General features: G+C 64.7%; 17 protein-coding genes. 5 read left to right on the forward strand and 12 right to left on the reverse strand.

Annotated features, from left to right (window positions below; translation table 11 throughout):
• The 11 genes from pyrC to PHX69_RS04390 form a co-directional block, all read right to left on the reverse strand.
• The coding region (pyrC, locus tag PHX69_RS04340) for a dihydroorotase (RefSeq protein ID WP_288042533.1) at nt 1-1,042 on the reverse strand (1,042 nt) is incomplete at its 3' end.
• Nucleotides 1,043-1,078: 36 nt separating this feature from the next.
• Nucleotides 1,079-1,519 carry a YchJ family protein gene (locus PHX69_RS04345; protein ID WP_288042535.1) on the reverse strand — a complete coding sequence of 147 codons (441 nt, stop codon included), beginning with the start codon at nt 1,517-1,519 and terminating at the stop codon, nt 1,079-1,081.
• The gene (locus PHX69_RS04350; protein ID WP_119013022.1) at nt 1,519-2,223 is read right to left on the reverse strand and encodes a DUF4197 domain-containing protein; all 705 of its coding nucleotides are present in this window, start codon (nt 2,221-2,223) and stop codon (nt 1,519-1,521) included. The genes PHX69_RS04345 and PHX69_RS04350 overlap by 1 nt, the downstream gene beginning before the upstream one ends.
• A gap of 51 nt (nt 2,224-2,274) precedes the next feature.
• Nucleotides 2,275-2,871 (reverse strand): tetratricopeptide repeat protein, encoded by a 597-nt coding sequence (locus PHX69_RS04355; protein ID WP_119013021.1) that lies wholly within the window; start codon nt 2,869-2,871, stop codon nt 2,275-2,277.
• A gap of 236 nt (nt 2,872-3,107) precedes the next feature.
• Complete coding sequence (locus PHX69_RS04360; protein WP_288042537.1) at nt 3,108-4,238, reverse strand: acyl-CoA dehydrogenase family protein; 1,131 nt, start codon at nt 4,236-4,238, stop codon at nt 3,108-3,110.
• A 151-nt stretch (nt 4,239-4,389) separates the two neighbouring features.
• On the reverse strand, nt 4,390-5,583 hold the full coding sequence (locus PHX69_RS04365; protein ID WP_288042539.1) for an acetyl-CoA C-acyltransferase: 1,194 nt from the start codon (nt 5,581-5,583) through the stop codon (nt 4,390-4,392).
• A gap of 44 nt (nt 5,584-5,627) precedes the next feature.
• A complete protein-coding gene (gene aceK / locus PHX69_RS04370; protein ID WP_288042540.1) occupies nt 5,628-7,412 on the reverse strand; it encodes a bifunctional isocitrate dehydrogenase kinase/phosphatase in 1,785 nt (594 codons plus the stop codon).
• 51 nt (nt 7,413-7,463) lie between these two features.
• Nucleotides 7,464-8,123 (reverse strand): carbonate dehydratase, encoded by a 660-nt coding sequence (gene can / locus PHX69_RS04375; RefSeq protein WP_119013669.1) that lies wholly within the window; start codon nt 8,121-8,123, stop codon nt 7,464-7,466.
• Nucleotides 8,124-8,154: 31 nt separating this feature from the next.
• Complete coding sequence (locus tag PHX69_RS04380) at nt 8,155-9,345, reverse strand: isovaleryl-CoA dehydrogenase (protein WP_288042541.1); 1,191 nt, start codon at nt 9,343-9,345, stop codon at nt 8,155-8,157.
• A 62-nt stretch (nt 9,346-9,407) separates the two neighbouring features.
• A complete protein-coding gene (locus PHX69_RS04385) occupies nt 9,408-9,869 on the reverse strand; it encodes a PaaI family thioesterase (RefSeq protein ID WP_119013667.1) in 462 nt (153 codons plus the stop codon).
• A gap of 54 nt (nt 9,870-9,923) precedes the next feature.
• Nucleotides 9,924-10,319 carry a MerR family transcriptional regulator gene (locus PHX69_RS04390; RefSeq protein ID WP_119013666.1) on the reverse strand — a complete coding sequence of 132 codons (396 nt, stop codon included), beginning with the start codon at nt 10,317-10,319 and terminating at the stop codon, nt 9,924-9,926.
• A 120-nt stretch (nt 10,320-10,439) separates the two neighbouring features.
• On the opposite strand from PHX69_RS04390, the gene PHX69_RS04395 reads away from it, so the two are divergent.
• Nucleotides 10,440-11,510, forward strand: coding sequence for an MBL fold metallo-hydrolase (locus tag PHX69_RS04395; RefSeq protein WP_288042543.1), 1,071 nt, complete (start codon nt 10,440-10,442; stop codon nt 11,508-11,510).
• A 155-nt stretch (nt 11,511-11,665) separates the two neighbouring features.
• Here PHX69_RS04395 and PHX69_RS04400 read toward each other — a convergent pair whose 3' ends face one another.
• Nucleotides 11,666-12,385: a YggS family pyridoxal phosphate-dependent enzyme gene (locus PHX69_RS04400; protein WP_119013665.1), complete on the reverse strand. Its 720-nt coding sequence runs from the start codon at nt 12,383-12,385 to the stop codon at nt 11,666-11,668.
• A 36-nt stretch (nt 12,386-12,421) separates the two neighbouring features.
• On the opposite strand from PHX69_RS04400, the gene PHX69_RS04405 reads away from it, so the two are divergent.
• Genes PHX69_RS04405 through PHX69_RS04420 form a run of 4 tightly spaced genes read left to right on the forward strand, consistent with a single transcriptional unit; the run spans nt 12,422 to nt 16,304 of the window.
• Nucleotides 12,422-13,465 (forward strand): type IV pilus twitching motility protein PilT, encoded by a 1,044-nt coding sequence (locus PHX69_RS04405; protein WP_119013664.1) that lies wholly within the window; start codon nt 12,422-12,424, stop codon nt 13,463-13,465.
• A gap of 57 nt (nt 13,466-13,522) precedes the next feature.
• Nucleotides 13,523-14,167: a cyclic nucleotide-binding domain-containing protein gene (locus PHX69_RS04410; RefSeq protein ID WP_288042545.1), complete on the forward strand. Its 645-nt coding sequence runs from the start codon at nt 13,523-13,525 to the stop codon at nt 14,165-14,167.
• A 39-nt stretch (nt 14,168-14,206) separates the two neighbouring features.
• Complete coding sequence (locus PHX69_RS04415; protein ID WP_119013663.1) at nt 14,207-15,343, forward strand: PilT/PilU family type 4a pilus ATPase; 1,137 nt, start codon at nt 14,207-14,209, stop codon at nt 15,341-15,343.
• 46 nt (nt 15,344-15,389) lie between these two features.
• On the forward strand, nt 15,390-16,304 hold the full coding sequence (locus PHX69_RS04420; RefSeq protein WP_119013662.1) for an NAD(P)-dependent oxidoreductase: 915 nt from the start codon (nt 15,390-15,392) through the stop codon (nt 16,302-16,304).
• Nucleotides 16,305-16,328 lie beyond the last annotated feature (24 nt).

Raw genomic sequence — 16,328 nt, forward strand, 5'->3', positions numbered from 1 at the left:
CCACCCGCCACGCCAGCGCTTCACCGGCGCGCAGGGGCTTGAGTTCGGCTTCGCCAAAGGCAAAGCTGTCGGGCGGAGTCCAGCTTTCGCGGCGCAGGGTGAGGGTGCCCTGGTTGCGCGGCAGGTTGTAAAAGGCCGGGCCGTTGAAGCTGGCAAAGGCTTCCAACTGATCGAGCGCCCCTGCGTTGTCGAAGGCCTCGGCGTACAGCTCCATGGCGGCGTGGGCGGTGTAGCAACCGGCGCAGCCGCTGGCGTGCTCTTTCAGGTGCGCGGGGTGCGGGGCGCTGTCGGTGCCCAGGAAAAATTTGCTGCTGCCACTGGTGGCCGCTTGCACCAGCGCCAGGCGATGGGTTTCGCGCTTGAGCACCGGCAGGCAGTAGTAGTGCGGACGGATGCCGCCGGTGAAGATGGCGTTGCGGTTGTACAGCAGGTGGTGGGCGGTGATGGTGGCGGCGGTATAGGCGTCGCTGCTGGCCACGTACTCGGCGGCTTCTTTGGTGGTGATGTGCTCGAAGACGATCTTGAGTTCGGGGAAGTCGCGGCGCAGCGGGATGAGCTGCTGGTCGATGAACACGGCTTCACGGTCGAACAGGTCGATGTCGGCACTGGTGACTTCGCCATGCACCAGCAGCGGCATGCCGGCCTTTTGCATGGCTTCCAGCGTGGGGTAGATGTTGCGCAGGTCGGTCACGCCGGCGTCGCTGTTGGTGGTGGCGCCAGCCGGGTAGAGCTTGGCTGCGACCACGCCCGCTTCCTTGGCGCGGGCGATTTCTTCGGGCGGCAGGCGGTCGGTGAGGTACAGCGTCATCAGCGGCTCAAACTGCACACCGGCGGGCACGGCGGCCAGGATGCGCTGTTTGTATTCCAGCGCCTGCTGCGCGGTGGTCACGGGCGGGCGCAGGTTGGGCATGATGATGGCGCGGCCAAACTGGGCGGCGGTGTGCGGCACCACGGTGTGCAGGGGCTCGCCGTCGCGCACGTGCAGGTGCCAGTCGTCGGGGCGGGTGATGGTCAGGGTGTGGGTGGGGGCAGAGGTGGTCATGCCGGGCATTTTCCCATCGCCCGGGGGCTGCGGTGCTTACTGCCCGGCGGCGTCCAGGTAATACCAGCGGCCTGCCTCGCGCACAAAGCGGCTGTTTTCCTGCAAGCGCACGGCGCGGCCCGCCACGCGGTAGCGGGCCACAAAGGCCACCTGGGCGTGGTCGGCATCCAGCACGCGGTGTTGGCGCACTTCCAGGCCCAGCCACTGGGCGTGGGGTTCCAACTCGAGCGTGTCGGGGCGCTGGCTGGGGTGCCAGGTGGCCAGCAGGTAATCGACCTGGCCGCGCACAAAGGCGCTGTAGCGCGAGCGCATCAGGTGCTCGGCGTCGGGCGCGGGGGTGGTGTCAAAGTGGGCTATGTAGCGGCCACAGCAGTCGGCAAAGGCCAACGGCTGGCGCTGGGCCGACAGCTGGCCGCAGGGGCAGGCATCCGGCACGGGGGCGGCAGACCGGGCAGCGCGGGCGGGGTTGGCAGCCATCAGCGCAGCGCACCAAACACTTTTTGCACGATGGCGCTGGCACTGCCCATGGGGTTTTGGCGGATTTTCTTTTCTTCCTCGCCAATCACCAGGTACAGGCCGTCCAGCGTTTTGCCGGTGACGTACTGGCCCAGGTCGGCATCTTCTTTTCTCAACAGGCCAAAGCTGGCGGCCTTGCCGGCAAAGGCGTTGTAGGACTGGGCGAGGTTGACTTTTTCCGTGGCCTGGTTGACCACGGGCAAAAAGCGCTGGCCCAGCGGAGCGCGGGTTTTGTCGGCAAAAAACTGCGTGACCGAGGTATCGCCGCCGGTCAGGATGTTTTTGGCATCGGTGACGGTCATGCTTTGCACGGCGCCCACCAGCAAGTCCTGGCCCATGGGCACGGCGGTTTCGGCGGCGCGGTTGATGGCGGTCAGCAGCTCGTCAATGCGCTGGCCCTGGCCAAAGGTTTTGAGCAGCTTGGCAGCGTCGTCCAGCGAGCCCGGCAGGCCGATGCGCACCTTGGGGTTGCCCAAAAACCCATCGGGGCGGCCCAGCAAGGCCACTGCGGCCTGCGCGCCCTGGCCCAGCGCGGCCTTGAGGCCGCTGCTGGCGTCGGCGTTGGTCATGTCGCCCAGCGACAGCGCCTGTGCCTGCCGGGTGGCGGCCAGCAGCAGGGCCGTGAGCGCCGCAGCGCCCGCATGGTGAAAGTGACGACGCAACATGGGGAAATCCTCGGTCTGAAAAATGGAGCAGGGGCGCGGGGCGGCGCCAGATCAGCGCGGGCGCCAGTAAAACGCCGCCGAGCGGGCCGATGCGCGCTGCACGTTGGTGAGCAGCGCGCCCAGGCGGTCACGCGCCTGCACGGCTTCGTGGTTGCCCCATACGCCCTCGCTGGCCAGGCAGTACCAGAAATAGGCTTCCGTCTGGTCTTTGGCCACGCCCAGGCCGTGCTCGTACATGGTGCCTACGTGCAGTTGCGCGCGCTGAAAACCACTCTCGGCGGCCTGGCGCATCCAGTGGGCGGCCATCCGTTCGCTGCGCTGCACGCCCTCGCCGCGCAGGTGCATCAGCGCCAGCTCCAGTTGCGAGCGCGGCTCGCCCGAATCGGCGGCGCGGCGAAACCACAGCGCCGCTTGCGGCACGTCGCGCATCACGCCCTGGCCTTGCAGGTAGCGCTGCGCCAGCCGGTACTGTGCAGACACATAGCCCAGCTCGGCATAGGCGCGCAGCTCGGACAGGGCTACGCCGCCTTCTTGGAAGCGCTCGGTGGTTCCGGGCACGGGCAGCGGCGTTGGGTCGGGCTGCGCCTGGGCCACCCCCGCCATGGCGATGGCCAGTGTCAACCAGCAGGCTGGGGCCTTTTTGTGCATGCGTGCATCTCCCGTTGAAGGCGCGGTTCCGGCGCAAGCCCCGGAACATGGGTTGGTAAATCACAGAAGTGACCAGTTTACCCACGCGCCCCACAGCGCAGCAGCGGGAAAAGACGGGGCATTGGGGATGAAATCTGGCCAGCAGCCTCCACCACCCACCCCCGAGAAAAATCAAGCCAAATCGACTTCCAGCCCTTACGCACTGCGCGCTAGCAGCTATCGAATCAGGAGCATTCTCAGGCCAGCGCGCGCTGGATGATGATTTTCTGCACGTCGCTGGTGCCTTCGTAAATTTGGCAGACGCGCACGTCGCGGTAGATGCGCTCGACCGGAAAGTCGTTCACCACGCCGTAGCCGCCCAGCGTCTGGATGGCGGCGCTGCACACTTTTTCGGCCATTTCGCTGGCAAACAGCTTGGCCATGGCGGCTTCTTTCAGGCAGGGGCGGCCTGCATCGCGCAGCGCGGCGGCATGCCAGATGAGCTGGCGTGCGGCTTCGAGCTGCGTGGCGCAGTCGGCCAGCCGGAAACCCACGGCCTGGTGGTTGAAGATGGCGGTGCCAAAGCTCTCGCGCTCTTTGGAGTAGGCCAGTGCGGCCTCGAACGCGCTGCGCGCCATGCCCACGCTTTGCGCGGCAATGCCGATGCGCCCGCCTTCGAGCGCGCCCAGCGCAATCTTGTAGCCCTCGCCCTCGGCGCCGATGAGGTTCTCGGCGGGGATGCGGCAGTTGTCAAAGTTGATCTGCGCGGTGTCGCTGCTGTGCTGGCCCAGCTTGTCTTCCAGCCGCGCCACGACGTAACCGGGGGTGTTGGTGGGCACCAGAAAGGCGCTCATGCCGCGCTTGCCCGCGCCCTTGTCGGTCACGGCAATGACGATGGCCACATGGCCGTTCTTGCCGCTGGTGATGAACTGCTTGACGCCGTTGATGACATATTCATCGCCCTCTTTCACGGCCGTGGTGCGCAGCGCCGAGGCATCACTGCCCACATGCGGCTCGGTCAGGCAGAACGCGCCCAGCATCTCGCCGCGCGCCAGGGGCGTGAGCCAGTCGCGCTTTTGCTGGGCGTTGCCGTAGCGCATGAGGATGGCGTTGACGGGGCAGTTGGTGACGGAAATGGCCGTGCTGGTGCCGCCGTCGCCTGCGGCAATCTCTTCCAGCACCAGCGCCAGGGTGACGTAATCGAGGTGGGCGCCGCCAAATTCTTCGGGCACGCAGATGCCGTAGGCGCCCAGCGCGGCCAGGCCCTGGTGGGCGTCTTTGGGAAAGTGGTGTTCTTTGTCCCAGCGCGCAGCGTGGGGCCACAGCTCTTGCTGGGCAAAGTCGCGCACGGCGTCGCGGATCATTTCCTGGTCTTGGGTGAGCAGCATGGGGGGAGTCTCCGTTGTAGGGGGTGGCGGGCACTGCGAAAAAGGCCAGCACCGCCGGTGCTGGCCTGGTGAGAAACCCGGCCTGTTATTTCAAGCCAAAACAGGCTCTGGCGCTTTGCTGGTGCGCGCGAACAGCTATGAATTCAGGAGTTCACAGCAGCTCGATGGCCATGGCCGTGGCTTCGCCGCCGCCGATGCACAGCGTGGCCAGCCCCTTCTTCAGGCCGCGCGCTTGCAGGGCGTAAATCAGCGTGACCAAAATGCGCGCGCCGCTGGCGCCGATGGGGTGGCCCAGCGCGCAGGCGCCGCCGTTGACGTTGACCTTGTCGTGCGGAAGGTTCAACTCGTGCATCAGCGCCATGGGCACCACGGCAAAGGCTTCGTTGATTTCCCACAAGTCCACATCGCCCACGCTCCAGCCCGCTTTGGCCAGGGCTTTTTGCGTGGCGCCCAGCGGGGCGGTGGCAAACCACTCGGGCTCTTGGGCGTGCGTGGCGTGGGCCACGATGCGGGCCAGCGGCTGGCGGCCCAGCTTGTCGGCAGTGGACTGGCGCGCCAGCACCAGGGCGGCAGCGCCGTCGTTGATGCTGGAGCTGGACGCTGCGGTGATGGTGCCGTCCTTTTTGAAGGCGGGCTTGAGCGTGGCCAGCTTGTCCAGCTTGATCTTGCCCGGGCCTTCATCCAGCGACACCACGGTCTCGCCCGCGCGGGTCTTGACGGTGACGGGGGCGATTTCTGCGGCAAACGCGCCCGAGGCGATGGCGGCCTTGGCGCGCTCCACGCTGGCGGTGGCAAAAGCGTCTTGCTGGGCACGGGTGAAGCCGTATTTGGCAGCGCAGTCTTCGCCAAAGGTGCCCATGGAGCGGCCTGGCTCGTAGGCGTCTTCCAGGCCGTCGAGCATCATGTGGTCAAAGATGCGGTCGTGGCCGATGCGGTAGCCGCCACGGCCTTTTTGCAGCAGGTAGGGGGCGCAGGTCATGCTCTCCATGCCACCGGCCACCATCACATCGTGCGAACCGGCCAGCAGCATGTCGTGGGCGAACATGGCCGCCTTCATGCCCGAGCCGCACATCTTGGACAGCGTGACGGCGCCCGCTTCTTTGGGCAGGCCGCCCTTGAAGGCCGCCTGGCGCGCAGGCGCCTGGCCCTGGCCGGCCATCAGGCAGTTGCCAAACAGCACTTCGCCCACGGTGTCAGGCGCTACACCGGCGCGCTCCACAGCGGCGCGGATGGCCACGCCGCCCAGGTCGTGCGCGGCCAGGCTGGAAAAATCGCCCTGGAAGGCGCCCATGGGGGTGCGTGCGGCGCCCAGAATAACGATGGGATCGGTGGTGGATGTGCTCATGAAAGTCTCCTGTGTGGTGAAAAAAATGCGGGCCCCAGGCCCTGTCAGGCACCTGCTGCGTGCGTAAAGCGGCGGCGGGTGTCGTAGGGAAAAACGTCGTACACATGGCCCGCCAGAATGCGCTCCTTGTGCGACTGCCAGAACTCCACGCCCAGCAAGTCGGCGTGGTGCTGCATGAACACCTCGCGCACGGCGTCGTTGCCCAGCAGAAAAGGCGCAAAGGTTTCGGGAAACACGTCGTGCGGGCGCACCGTGTACCAGATCTCGCCGCTCATTTCCTCTTCTTCGGTGCGCGGCTGGGGCACGCGCCGGAAGTGGCAGTCGGTGAGGTATTCGATCTCGTCGTAGTCGTAGAACACGACCTTGCCGTCGCGCGTGACGCCAAAGTTTTTCCAGAGCATGTCGCCGGGAAAGATGTTGGCGGCCACCAGGTCTTTGATGGCGTTGCCGTACTCGATCACGCTGTGCTCGATCTGCTGGCGCGCACCGGCCTCCAGGGCCTCTTGCAGGTGCATGTTCAGCGGGATCAGGCGCCGCTCGATGTAGAGGTGCTGGATGATGACTTCCTGCTGGCCATCGCCATCGCGGTCGCTGATCTCGATCTGGCTGGGCGCGAACTTCTGGATCTCGGCAATCAGCTCGTCTGAAAAACGCTGGCGCGGAAAGGCCACCAAGCTGTATTCGAGGGTGTCGGCCATGCGGCCCACGCGGTCGTGCTGCTTGACCAGCAGGTACTTGCCCTTGACCTGCTCGCGCGTGGTTTCCTTGGGTGGCGGGTAGTAGTCCTTGATGAGCTTGAACACGTAGGGAAAGCTGGGCAGATCAAACACCAGCATGACCATGCCCTTGATGCCGGGCGCGATGCGCAACTGGTCGGTGCTGTGGCGCAGGTGGTAGAGAAAGTCGCGGTAGAACAGCGTCTTGCCCTGCTTGGCCAGGCCCAGCGCGTTGTACAGCTCGGCCCGGGGCTTGCGCGGCATGAGGCTGCGCAGAAACTGCACGTAGGCCGACGGAATCTCCATGTCCACCATGAACGAGGCCCGCGCAAAGGCGAACAGCATTTGCAGGTCGTCCTCGCCGAACAGGGCCGCATCGATGGTGAGCCGCCCCGCTTCGTCGTGCAGTATGGGCAGCGCAAACGGCAGCTCGGTAAAGCCGTTGATGACTTTGCCCACCACGTAAGCGCCCTTGTTGCGGTAGAACAGGCCCGAGAGCACCTGGATCTGGAAGTTGGCGCGCAGCTGGGCCTGCTGCAACCGCTCTTGCAGCGCGGCCAGCACCTGGGCCACATCGCCGGGCAGGTCGGCAAACTCGCGCTGGAGGCGGAAGTTGTGGATGAGCTGGGTCAGGGTGTCGCGCAGGGTCTCGCGCGAGGGGTAATAGGCCCAGTAGGTGGGGCGGGCGGTTTCCTCGTTCTCGATGTACTCCGTGCTGACGGCGGGGCGCACAAAGATGAAGTCGTTGTGGAAATGCGTGCGGTGCAGGATTTTGGTGGTCACCGAGTTGAAAAAAGTCTCGGCCAGCTCGGGCTGGTGGTGGTTGACCAGCAGCCCGATGTAGTGCAGCTTGATCTGGTGCCACACGTCCATGGGCTGCGCACCGGCCTGGAACTCTTTCTCCAGCCGCATCGTGCATTCCTTGACGCGCAGGTCGTAGAACTCGATGCGCTCGCGCTGGGCACGCTGCTGGCCGTGCCAGTCAGCGGTTTCAAAACGGTGCTTGGCGCGGGCCGATTCGGCACGGAACAGGCGGTAATGGCGGTTGAAGCCGTCCATCATCGCCTTGGCAATGGCATAGGCGTGGGGAGAGTCCAGGCGCTGGGGAAACATGGGCCAAGCTGGTGTGAAACCGCCAGTGCCAAGGCTGGTGCGCTGGCGCCTTCAGCGGCGCGCAGCGGCCACGCCCGCCACGGCAGCGCGGTACTTCGCATCCAGCCCCTCGTTGCTGTCGATGGACATGTGCAGGTTGTTGATGAGCCCGTCTTTCAGGCCATAGCACCAGCCGTGCAGGGTGACTTTTTCCCCGCGCGTCCAGGCGTCTTGCAGCACGGTGGTCTGGGCAATGTTCATCACCTGCTCGATGGCATTCAGCTCGCACAGCGCGTCGTGGCGCCACTCGGGGGCCAGGGCGGCCAGCAATTCACGGTGTTTGTCGCGCACATCCTTGACGTGGCGAATCCAGTTGTCGGCCAGCCCGACGCGGATGTCTTGCAGCGCCGCCAGCACGCCGCCGCAGCCGTAGTGGCCCACCACCATCAGGTGCTCCACGTGCAGCTGATCGACCGCGTACTGCACGGTAGAGAGGCAGTTGAGGTCGGTGGGCACCACCACGTTGGCCACGTTGCGGTGGACGAACACCTCGCCCGGCTCCAGCCCGGTGATCTGGTTGGCAGGCACGCGGCTGTCGGAGCAGCCAATCCACATATAGCGGGGTTTTTGCTGCGCCATCAAGCCGGTAAAGAACCCCGGTCGCTCACGCTCCATCTGCGCAGCCCAGGCACGGTTGTGGACAAACAGCTCTTCGATGGAGGTAGCGGGCATGGTCAGGGTTCTTTCAGGGTGGTCAAGGGTTTCAACAGGTTTCAGCGAACAGCTCGCGGCCAATCAGCATGCGGCGGATTTCGCTGGTGCCGGCACCGATTTCATACAGCTTGGCATCGCGCCACAAACGGCCCAGGGGGTACTCGTTGATGTAGCCGTTGCCGCCAAAAATCTGGATGCCGTCGCCCGCCATTTTGGTGGCTTGTTCGGCACACCACAGGATGACGCTGGCACAGTCCTTGCGCACTTGGCGGACATGGTCGGTGCCCAGCATGTCCAGGTTCTTGGCCACGGTATAAGCAAACGAGCGGCCCGCTTGCAGCAGCGTGTACATGTCAGCCACCTTGCCCTGGATGAGCTGGAACTCGCCAATGCTCTGGCCAAACTGCTTGCGGTCATGGATGTAGGGCACCACGTTGTCCATCACGGCCTGCATGATGCCCAGCGGGCCGCCGGTGAGCACGGCGCGTTCGTAGTCCAGGCCGCTCATCAGCACCTTGGCGCCCATGTTGAGGCCGCCCAGAATGTTCTGCGCGGGCACTTCCACGTCCTGGAACACCAGCTCGCCGGTGTGGCTGCCGCGCATGCCCAGCTTGTCGAGCTTTTGCGCAATCGAAAAGCCCTTCATGCCCTTTTCGATCAGGAAGGCGGTGACACCGCGCGCGCCCAGCTCGGGCTCGGTCTTGGCATACACCACCAGGGTGTCGGCGTCGGGGCCGTTGGTGATCCACATCTTGGAGCCGTTGAGCAGGTAGTAGCCGCCCTTGTCCTCGGCCTTGAGCTTCATGCTGATGACGTCCGAACCCGCGCCGGGTTCACTCATGGCCAAGGCGCCCACGTGTTCGCCGCTGATGAGCTTGGGCAGGTATTTGGCTTTTTGCTCGGTGTTGCCGTTGCGGTTGATCTGGTTGACGCACAGGTTGGAGTGCGCGCCGTAAGACAGGCCCACCGAGGCGCTGGCGCGCGAGATTTCTTCCATGGCCACCATGTGCGCCAGGTAGCCCATGTTGGCGCCGCCATGTTCTTCGGGCACGGTGATGCCCAGTACGCCCAGATCGCCCATCTTGCGCCACAAGTCCATGGGGAACTGGTCGGAATGGTCGATTTCAGCGGCGCGCGGGGCGATTTCGGCCTGCGCAAATTCGCGCACGGCGTCGCGCAGGGCGTCGATGTCTTCGCCCAACTGGAAGTTCAGGCCGGGGATGTTGCCGGGAATGCTCATGGGGTTTGTCTCCTGGGGTGCTTGTGGGAAAGAAAAAGAAGAAAAGGCGGGGCGGGCGCGTGTCAGGTGCGCACGTCTTCGCGGCCCGTGATGGCCATCAGCGTGCAGCCCATGGTGGCGACCAGTTTTTCGGTGCCACCATGCAGCGCATAGGCGCGGCCCTCGCAGACGGTCACGGTGCGACCTGGCTTGAGCACCCGGCCTTCCATGCGAAAACACTCGCCGCGCGCAGGGGCCAGCAGATTGATCTTGAACTCGATGGTCAGCACTTCGGCATCAGCGGGCATCAGCGTGAAGGCGGCATAGCCGCAGGCCGAATCCAGCGCTGCCGACACCACGCCCGCATGCAAAAAGCCGTGCTGCTGCGTGAGGCCGGGGGCCCAGTCCAGCGCAATGTCCACGCTGCCCGGCGCCACCAGGCCCAGGCGTGCGCCCAGGGTCTGCATGATGCCTTGCAGGGCAAAGCTCTCATGCACACGCTGGGCGTATTGCGGGTTGCGGGGCTCCAGGCGGGATGTGCTCATGTGGTCTCCGATGGTATTTTTAATTTACGTTTACGTAAACGTCATAGCCAATTATTACTTCTTTTTTTCCATCTTGGCCAGCAGGGTGCGGGCTTCTTTTTCGTGCTCTTTGATTTCGTCCAGCGTGGCCTGCAAATCGGCCATCTGGTCTTCCAGCTGCAAGCGGTGCCCGGCCAGCACCGACAAAAACTTGTGCAGCTGCACGCCCGTGTCGCGCGGGCTGTCGTAGATGTCGATGATGTCTTTGGCCTCGGTCAAGGACAGGCCCAAGCGCTTGGCGCGCAGCGTCAGCTTGAGCCGGGTGCGGTCGCGCGCGCTGTAGGTGCGATTGCGCCCGCCGGGGCCGGTGCGCTCGGGCTGGAGCAGGCCCATGTCCTCATAAAACCGCATCGCGCGGGTGGTGAGGTCAAACTCTTTGGCGAGGTCGCTGATGGTGTAGGTGGTGGCCATGTGGTGCGGTAAGTGCTGCAACCCCGGGACGCGCAGATGACAGGCCCTGTGCCTGGTGGCTGCCTACAATGCGGCCCGTTATTGACGTTTACGTCAATCCTACCCCATACCGCCACGCCCATGAACACCCTCGAAAGCCAGCTCCTCTACCCCTGGGCAGACGCCCTGCCAGCGCCGGACACCGCCCTGGAAGTGGCCCCCGGCGTGCGCTGGCTGCGCATGGGCTTGCCGTTTGCGCTGGACCACATCAACCTGTGGCTGCTGCGCGACCGCCAGCCCGGCCCCGGCGGCATGGTCGAGGGCTGGACGGTGGTCGATTGCTGCGTGGCCACCGAGGCGGCACGCGCGCAGTGGGAAGCGATTTTTGCCACCCAGCTCGAAGGGCTTCCGGTTCTGCGCGTCATCGTCACGCACATGCACCCCGACCACATCGGGCTGGCGCACTGGCTGTGCCAGCGCTGGCAGGCGCCGCTGTGGATCAGCGCCACCGATTACTACACCGCCCGGCTGGCCTGCCACGCCGGCCCGGGTCTGCACAGCGAAAGCGCCACCGACTTTTACGCCGCGCACGGCCTGCGCGACCCCGACTTTCTGGCCCACGTGCGGGGCCGCAGCCGCTACTACCCATCGCTGGTGCCCAGCGTGCCCGATCACTTCCACCGCCTGCTCGATGGCGACCGCCTGCGCATCGGCGCGCACCACTGGCACTGCCTCAGCGGCTACGGCCATGCGCCCGAACACATCGCGCTGCACTGCCCCGACCTGGGCGTGCTGATCAGCGGCGACATGGTGCTGCCGCGCATTTCCACCAACGTCAGCGTCTATGCCAGCGAGCCCGATGCCGACCCGCTGCGGCTGTTTCTGGCCTCGCTGGAGCGCATGCGCGCCCTGCCCTCAGACACGCTGGTGTTGCCCTCGCACGGACGGCCTTTTCGGGGGCTGCACCAGCGCCTGGACCAATTGCGGGCACACCACGCCAGCCACCTGGACACCGTGCTGGCCGCATGCCAGCGGGCGCCGCAATCGGCCGCCGACATCCTGCCGCTGCTGTTCACGCGCGCACTGGATGCCCACCAAAGCACCTTTGCCATGGGCGAGGCCCTGGCCCACCTGCACCTGCTGTGGCACGCCGGGCAGCTCCAGCGCCACACCGACAGCGATGGCGTGCTGCGCTTTGCGCCCGCCGCCTGAATACGCGGGCAAGCCTGCGCCGGGCGCATCCTACGGCACCCCCCTGCGCTGCGGGGTGGGACGGCGCCTCAAAAACGCTCTTCTTTTGATAGCTGTTAGCGCGCACCACGCAAGGCCTTGAGGCCGATTTGACCTCAAAAAAGTAGCGTACAGCGTCAGGCAGCCGGGTAGTGTCGGCCCCCAAAAATGCCGCTGCCCACGCGCACCAGGGTGCTGCCAGCGGCGATGGCCGCCTCCAGGTCGGCGGTCATGCCCAGCGACAACGTGTCCCAGGCAGGCGCACTGTCGCCCAGCGCAGCCTGAATCTGGTCAAACAACGCCTTGGCACGCAAATGAACGGCCAGCTGCGCGGCAAAGTCCGGCGCAGGCTCGGGGATGGCCATCAACCCACGCAACAGCAAGCGCGGGCACTGCACCACCGCGCGGGCCAGCGCCAGCGCCTCTTCAGGCGCCACGCCCGACTTGGCCACGCCGCCATCGACATTGACCTGTATGCACACTTGCAGCGGTGCCAAGTGCGCAGGCCGCTGCTCGGACAGGCGCTGGGCGATCTTGGCGCGGTCTACCGTGTGCGCCCAGTCAAAGTGCTCGGCCACCAGGCGCGTCTTGTTGCTCTGGATGGGGCCGATGCAGTGCCACTGCAACACAGGCAGTGCCGGATCGGCGCGCAGCAGCGCCATTTTTTCCACGGCCTCCTGGATATAGTTTTCACCAAACGCGCGCTGACCGGCCAGCGCGGCATCGCGCACCGCCTCGGGGCCAAAAGTCTTGGAAACCGCCAGCAAAGCCACCGCACTTACGGGGCGATCAGCGGCGATACAGGCACGCTCTATGCGTGCATGAACCTGTTGGAGGTTGTTGAAAATCGTGGTCATAATGGCCGCCGAGCGTACCAAACGACAGAGGAATCCGTGGACATCACCCAGCTGCTGGCATTCAGCGTCAAGAACAAAGCTTCCGATTTGCACCTGTCCGCAGGGTTGCCACCAATGATCCGGGTTCATGGCGATGTGCGCCGCATCAACGTCGATGCGCTGGACCACAAAACGGTGCATGGCATGGTGTACGACATCATGAGCGACTCGCAGCGCAAAGCCTACGAGGAGTTTCTGGAGGTGGACTTCTCTTTCGAGATTGAGGGCCTGGCGCGCTTTCGTGTCAACGCCTTCAACCAGAACCGGGGCGCAGCCGCCGTGTTCCGTACCATTCCCAGCAAAATCCTCACGCTGGAACAGCTCAACTGCCCCAAGATTTTTGGCGATCTGGCCCTGAAACCGCGCGGCCTGGTGCTGGTCACGGGCCCCACGGGTTCGGGCAAATCGACCACGCTGGCGGCCATGGTCAACTACCTCAACGAAACCGAGTACGGCCACATCCTCACCGTGGAAGACCCGATCGAGTTCGTCCACGAATCCAAGAAGTGCCTGATCAACCAGCGCGAAGTGGGGCCGATGACGTTGTCGTTCGCCGCTGCCCTGAAGTCCGCGCTGCGCGAAGACCCGGACGCCATTCTGGTGGGCGAAATGCGCGACCTGGAAACCATCCGCCTGGCCATGACCGCTGCGGAAACCGGTCACCTGGTGTTTGGCACGCTGCACACGTCCAGCGCGGCCAAGACCATCGACCGGATCATTGACGTGTTCCCCGCCGACGAAAAAGAAATGGTGCGCGCCATGCTGTCCGAATCGCTGCAAGCGGTGATCTCGCAGACGCTGTGCAAGCTCAAAGACGGCTCGGGCCGCGTGGCCGCCCACGAGATCATGCTGGGCACCAGCGCCATCCGCAACCTGATCCGCGAGGCCAAGGTGGCGCAGATGTACTCCACCATCCAGACCAGCAGCAGCATGGGCATGCAGACCCTGGACCAGAACCTCACAGACTTGGTGCGCCGCAACATCATCAGCCCGGCTGAAGCGCGCAGCAAGGCCAAAATCCCCGACAACTTTCCCGGCTGACCAGCCTTTGACCATGACATTAGCCGCTTGCAGTGCAGCGGCAGCAGGAGTTTTGCCATGAAGAGCATTCTGGACAAATGGCGTTCGGCCACATCGGACGTCCACGGAGGCCATGCCCACACCGATTCCCAGGATTCGGTGTTCTTTTCTGCGGCCATGACCGAGCATGAACAGGATGGCAACACCATCGCCCCGTGGGAAGCGCGGGCGGTGGAAATCGATGCCAAGCGCATGTCCGCCAGCCGCGGCGGCAAGCTCCTACAGGAGCAGTGCGCCAAAAACAAATTCATGGCGCAACTGCCAGGCGATCTGGTGGCGCGCATGGCGCCGTTCATGGATTTTGCCCAGATTGCCGCCGATCGCGATGTGGTGCGCCAGGACGAGTATGGCGACTTCATGTTCTTTCTGCTCTCGGGCACCATGGCCGTCAACCGCATCCAGCCCTGGGGCGAGAAACTGCTGCTGGCGCAAACCCGGCCCGGCGACCTGATTGGCGAGATGTCGCTGCTCGACAGCGGCATCCGCTTTTCCGCATGCACCACGATGACGGAATGCGAGATTGCCGTCCTCACCGCCCAGGCACTCGACGACATGATGCTCAAAGACCCGCAGTTGGCTGCTGCTTTGGTGGCGTTGCTGGCGCGCAAACTCTCGCTGCGGCTGCGTGCCGTCAGCGCTCGGCTGAGCGAAAACCAAAAATAAACACTGGCACACCGATGCCAGTCTGCGGGAGGAAATCTGATGGAACGCGATCAGGCCAGTAAATTCATCAACGATCTGCTCAGGCTGATGGTCAGTCGCAATGGCAGCGACCTGTTCGTCACCGCCGACTTTCCACCGGCCATCAAGGTCGATGGTGCTGTTACCAAGGTGTCGCCCCAACCGCTCTCGCCCAACCACACGCTGACGCTGGCACGCTCCATCATGAGCGACAAGCAGGCCGCCGAGTTCGAACGCACCAAAGAATGCAACTTCGCCATCTCGCCCTCGGGCATCGGGCGCTTTCGGGTCAACGCTTTTGTGCAGCAAGGCCGTGTCGGCATGGTCTTGCGTACCATCCCCCTGACGCTGCCCACCATCGATGGCCTGGGCATGCCGCAGGTGCTCAAGGAAGTGACCATGGCCAAGCGCGGCCTGTGCATTCTGGTGGGCGCCACAGGCTCGGGTAAATCCACCACGCTGGCGGCCATGGTGGACTGGCGCAACGAAAACTCGTTCGGCCACATCATCACCGTGGAAGACCCGGTCGAATTCGTCCACCCGCACAAGAACTGCGTGGTCACGCAGCGCGAGGTCGGCCTGGACACCGACAGCTGGGAAGCGGCCCTGAAGAACACGCTGCGCCAGGCGCCCGACGTGATCCTGATGGGCGAAATCCGCGACCGCGAGACCATGGAGCACGCCATCGCGTTCTCGGAAACCGGCCACCTGTGCATGGCCACCCTGCACGCCAACAGCGCCAACCAGGCGCTGGACCGGGTGATCAACTTCTTCCCCGAAGAGCGCCGGGCACAGTTGCTCATGGACTTGTCGCTGAACCTGCGCGCCATGATTTCGCAGCGCCTGCTGCCCAAGCAAGACGGCAAAGGGCGCGCAGCGGCGGTGGAGATCATGCTCAACACGCCCCTGATCACCGACCTGATCTTCAAAGGCGAGGTCTCCGAGATCAAGGAGATCATGAAAAAAAGCCGCAACCTGGGCATGCAGACCTTTGACCAGGCGCTGTTTGACCTGTTCGAGGCCAACGTCATCAGCTATGAAGACGCACTGCGCAATGCCGATTCAGTGAACGATTTGCGCTTGCAGATCAAGCTCAGCAGCCAGCGCGCGCGCGAAACCGACCTGTCTGCGGGCACCGAGCATTTCGCGATTGTCTGAACCGCACCCGGCCCCCTTTTTTCTGTACCGAACCCACGACCGCACCATGCCCAGCACCGCACCCCGCTCTTACACCGCCACCCCCGCCCGCAAGGTCGCCTTTCTGGGCCTGGGCGTCATGGGCTACCCCATGGCTGCGCACCTGGCGCTGGCAGGCCACCAGGTCACGGTGTACAACCGCACCACTGCAAAATCCATAGCATGGTGCGCAGAGTACGAAAGCCTTGGAGGCCAAAAACATGCCTCAACGCCGCGCCTGGCCGCCCAGGGCGCTGATCTGGTGTTTTGCTGCGTGGGCAACGACGATGACCTGCGCTCGGTCACGCTGGGGGCCGATGGTGCCTTTGCCGGCATGGAGCCGGGCGCGATTTTCATCGACCACACCACGGCCTCTGCCGAAGTGGCGCGCGAACTCTACGGCGCCGCGCGCACGCTGGGGCTGCAATTCATCGACGCGCCCGTCTCGGGTGGCCAGGCCGGGGCGCAAAACGGTTTGCTCACGGTGATGTGCGGCGGCGACCAGGCGGCATTCGATGCCGTGCAACCGGTGGCCATGGCTTTCTCGCGCGCCTTCACCCGCCTGGGCGATTCGGGTGCCGGGCAGCTGACCAAGATGGTCAACCAGATTTGCATCGCCGGGCTGGTGCAGGGCCTGGCCGAGGCGGTGGCGTTTGGCCAGCGTGCCGGGCTGGACATGAACCAGGTGCTGGACGTGATCGGCAAAGGCGCCGCGCAAAGCTGGCAACTGGACAACCGGGGCAAAACCATGGCCGAGGGCAAATTCGACTTCGGCTTTGCCGTGGACTGGATGCGCAAAGACCTGGGCCTGGTGCTGGCCGAGGCCCAGCGCAACGGTGCGCGCCTGCCCGTCACGGCCCTGGTCGATCAGTTTTATGGCGACGTGCAACAAATGGGCGGGTGCCGCTGGGACACCTCCAGCCTGATCAAGCGCCTGGGCTGACCTGCGGCGCAGCGCCAGCAGCCC

The organism is Simplicispira sp. (assembly GCF_028687295.1).
GTDB lineage: Bacteria > Pseudomonadota > Gammaproteobacteria > Burkholderiales > Burkholderiaceae_C > Simplicispira > Simplicispira metamorpha.

Bases quoted from the DNA above. Each gene is read 5' to 3' on its own strand.
- PHX69_RS04345 (WP_288042535.1), bottom strand. From the start codon at position 1,519: ATGGCTGCCAACCCCGCCCGCGCTGCCCGGTCTGCCGCCCCCGTGCCG.
- PHX69_RS04350 (WP_119013022.1), bottom strand. From the start codon at position 2,223: ATGTTGCGTCGTCACTTTCACCATGCGGGCGCTGCGGCGCTCACGGCC.
- PHX69_RS04355 (WP_119013021.1), bottom strand. From the start codon at position 2,871: ATGCACAAAAAGGCCCCAGCCTGCTGGTTGACACTGGCCATCGCCATG.
- PHX69_RS04360 (WP_288042537.1), bottom strand. From the start codon at position 4,238: ATGCTGCTCACCCAAGACCAGGAAATGATCCGCGACGCCGTGCGCGAC.
- PHX69_RS04365 (WP_288042539.1), bottom strand. From the start codon at position 5,583: ATGAGCACATCCACCACCGATCCCATCGTTATTCTGGGCGCCGCACGC.
- aceK (WP_288042540.1), bottom strand. From the start codon at position 7,412: ATGTTTCCCCAGCGCCTGGACTCTCCCCACGCCTATGCCATTGCCAAG.
- can (WP_119013669.1), bottom strand. From the start codon at position 8,123: ATGCCCGCTACCTCCATCGAAGAGCTGTTTGTCCACAACCGTGCCTGG.
- PHX69_RS04380 (WP_288042541.1), bottom strand. From the start codon at position 9,345: ATGAGCATTCCCGGCAACATCCCCGGCCTGAACTTCCAGTTGGGCGAA.
- PHX69_RS04385 (WP_119013667.1), bottom strand. From the start codon at position 9,869: ATGAGCACATCCCGCCTGGAGCCCCGCAACCCGCAATACGCCCAGCGT.
- PHX69_RS04390 (WP_119013666.1), bottom strand. From the start codon at position 10,319: ATGGCCACCACCTACACCATCAGCGACCTCGCCAAAGAGTTTGACCTC.
- PHX69_RS04395 (WP_288042543.1), top strand. From the start codon at position 10,440: ATGAACACCCTCGAAAGCCAGCTCCTCTACCCCTGGGCAGACGCCCTG.
- PHX69_RS04400 (WP_119013665.1), bottom strand. From the start codon at position 12,385: ATGACCACGATTTTCAACAACCTCCAACAGGTTCATGCACGCATAGAG.
- PHX69_RS04410 (WP_288042545.1), top strand. From the start codon at position 13,523: ATGAAGAGCATTCTGGACAAATGGCGTTCGGCCACATCGGACGTCCAC.
- PHX69_RS04415 (WP_119013663.1), top strand. From the start codon at position 14,207: ATGGAACGCGATCAGGCCAGTAAATTCATCAACGATCTGCTCAGGCTG.
- PHX69_RS04420 (WP_119013662.1), top strand. From the start codon at position 15,390: ATGCCCAGCACCGCACCCCGCTCTTACACCGCCACCCCCGCCCGCAAG.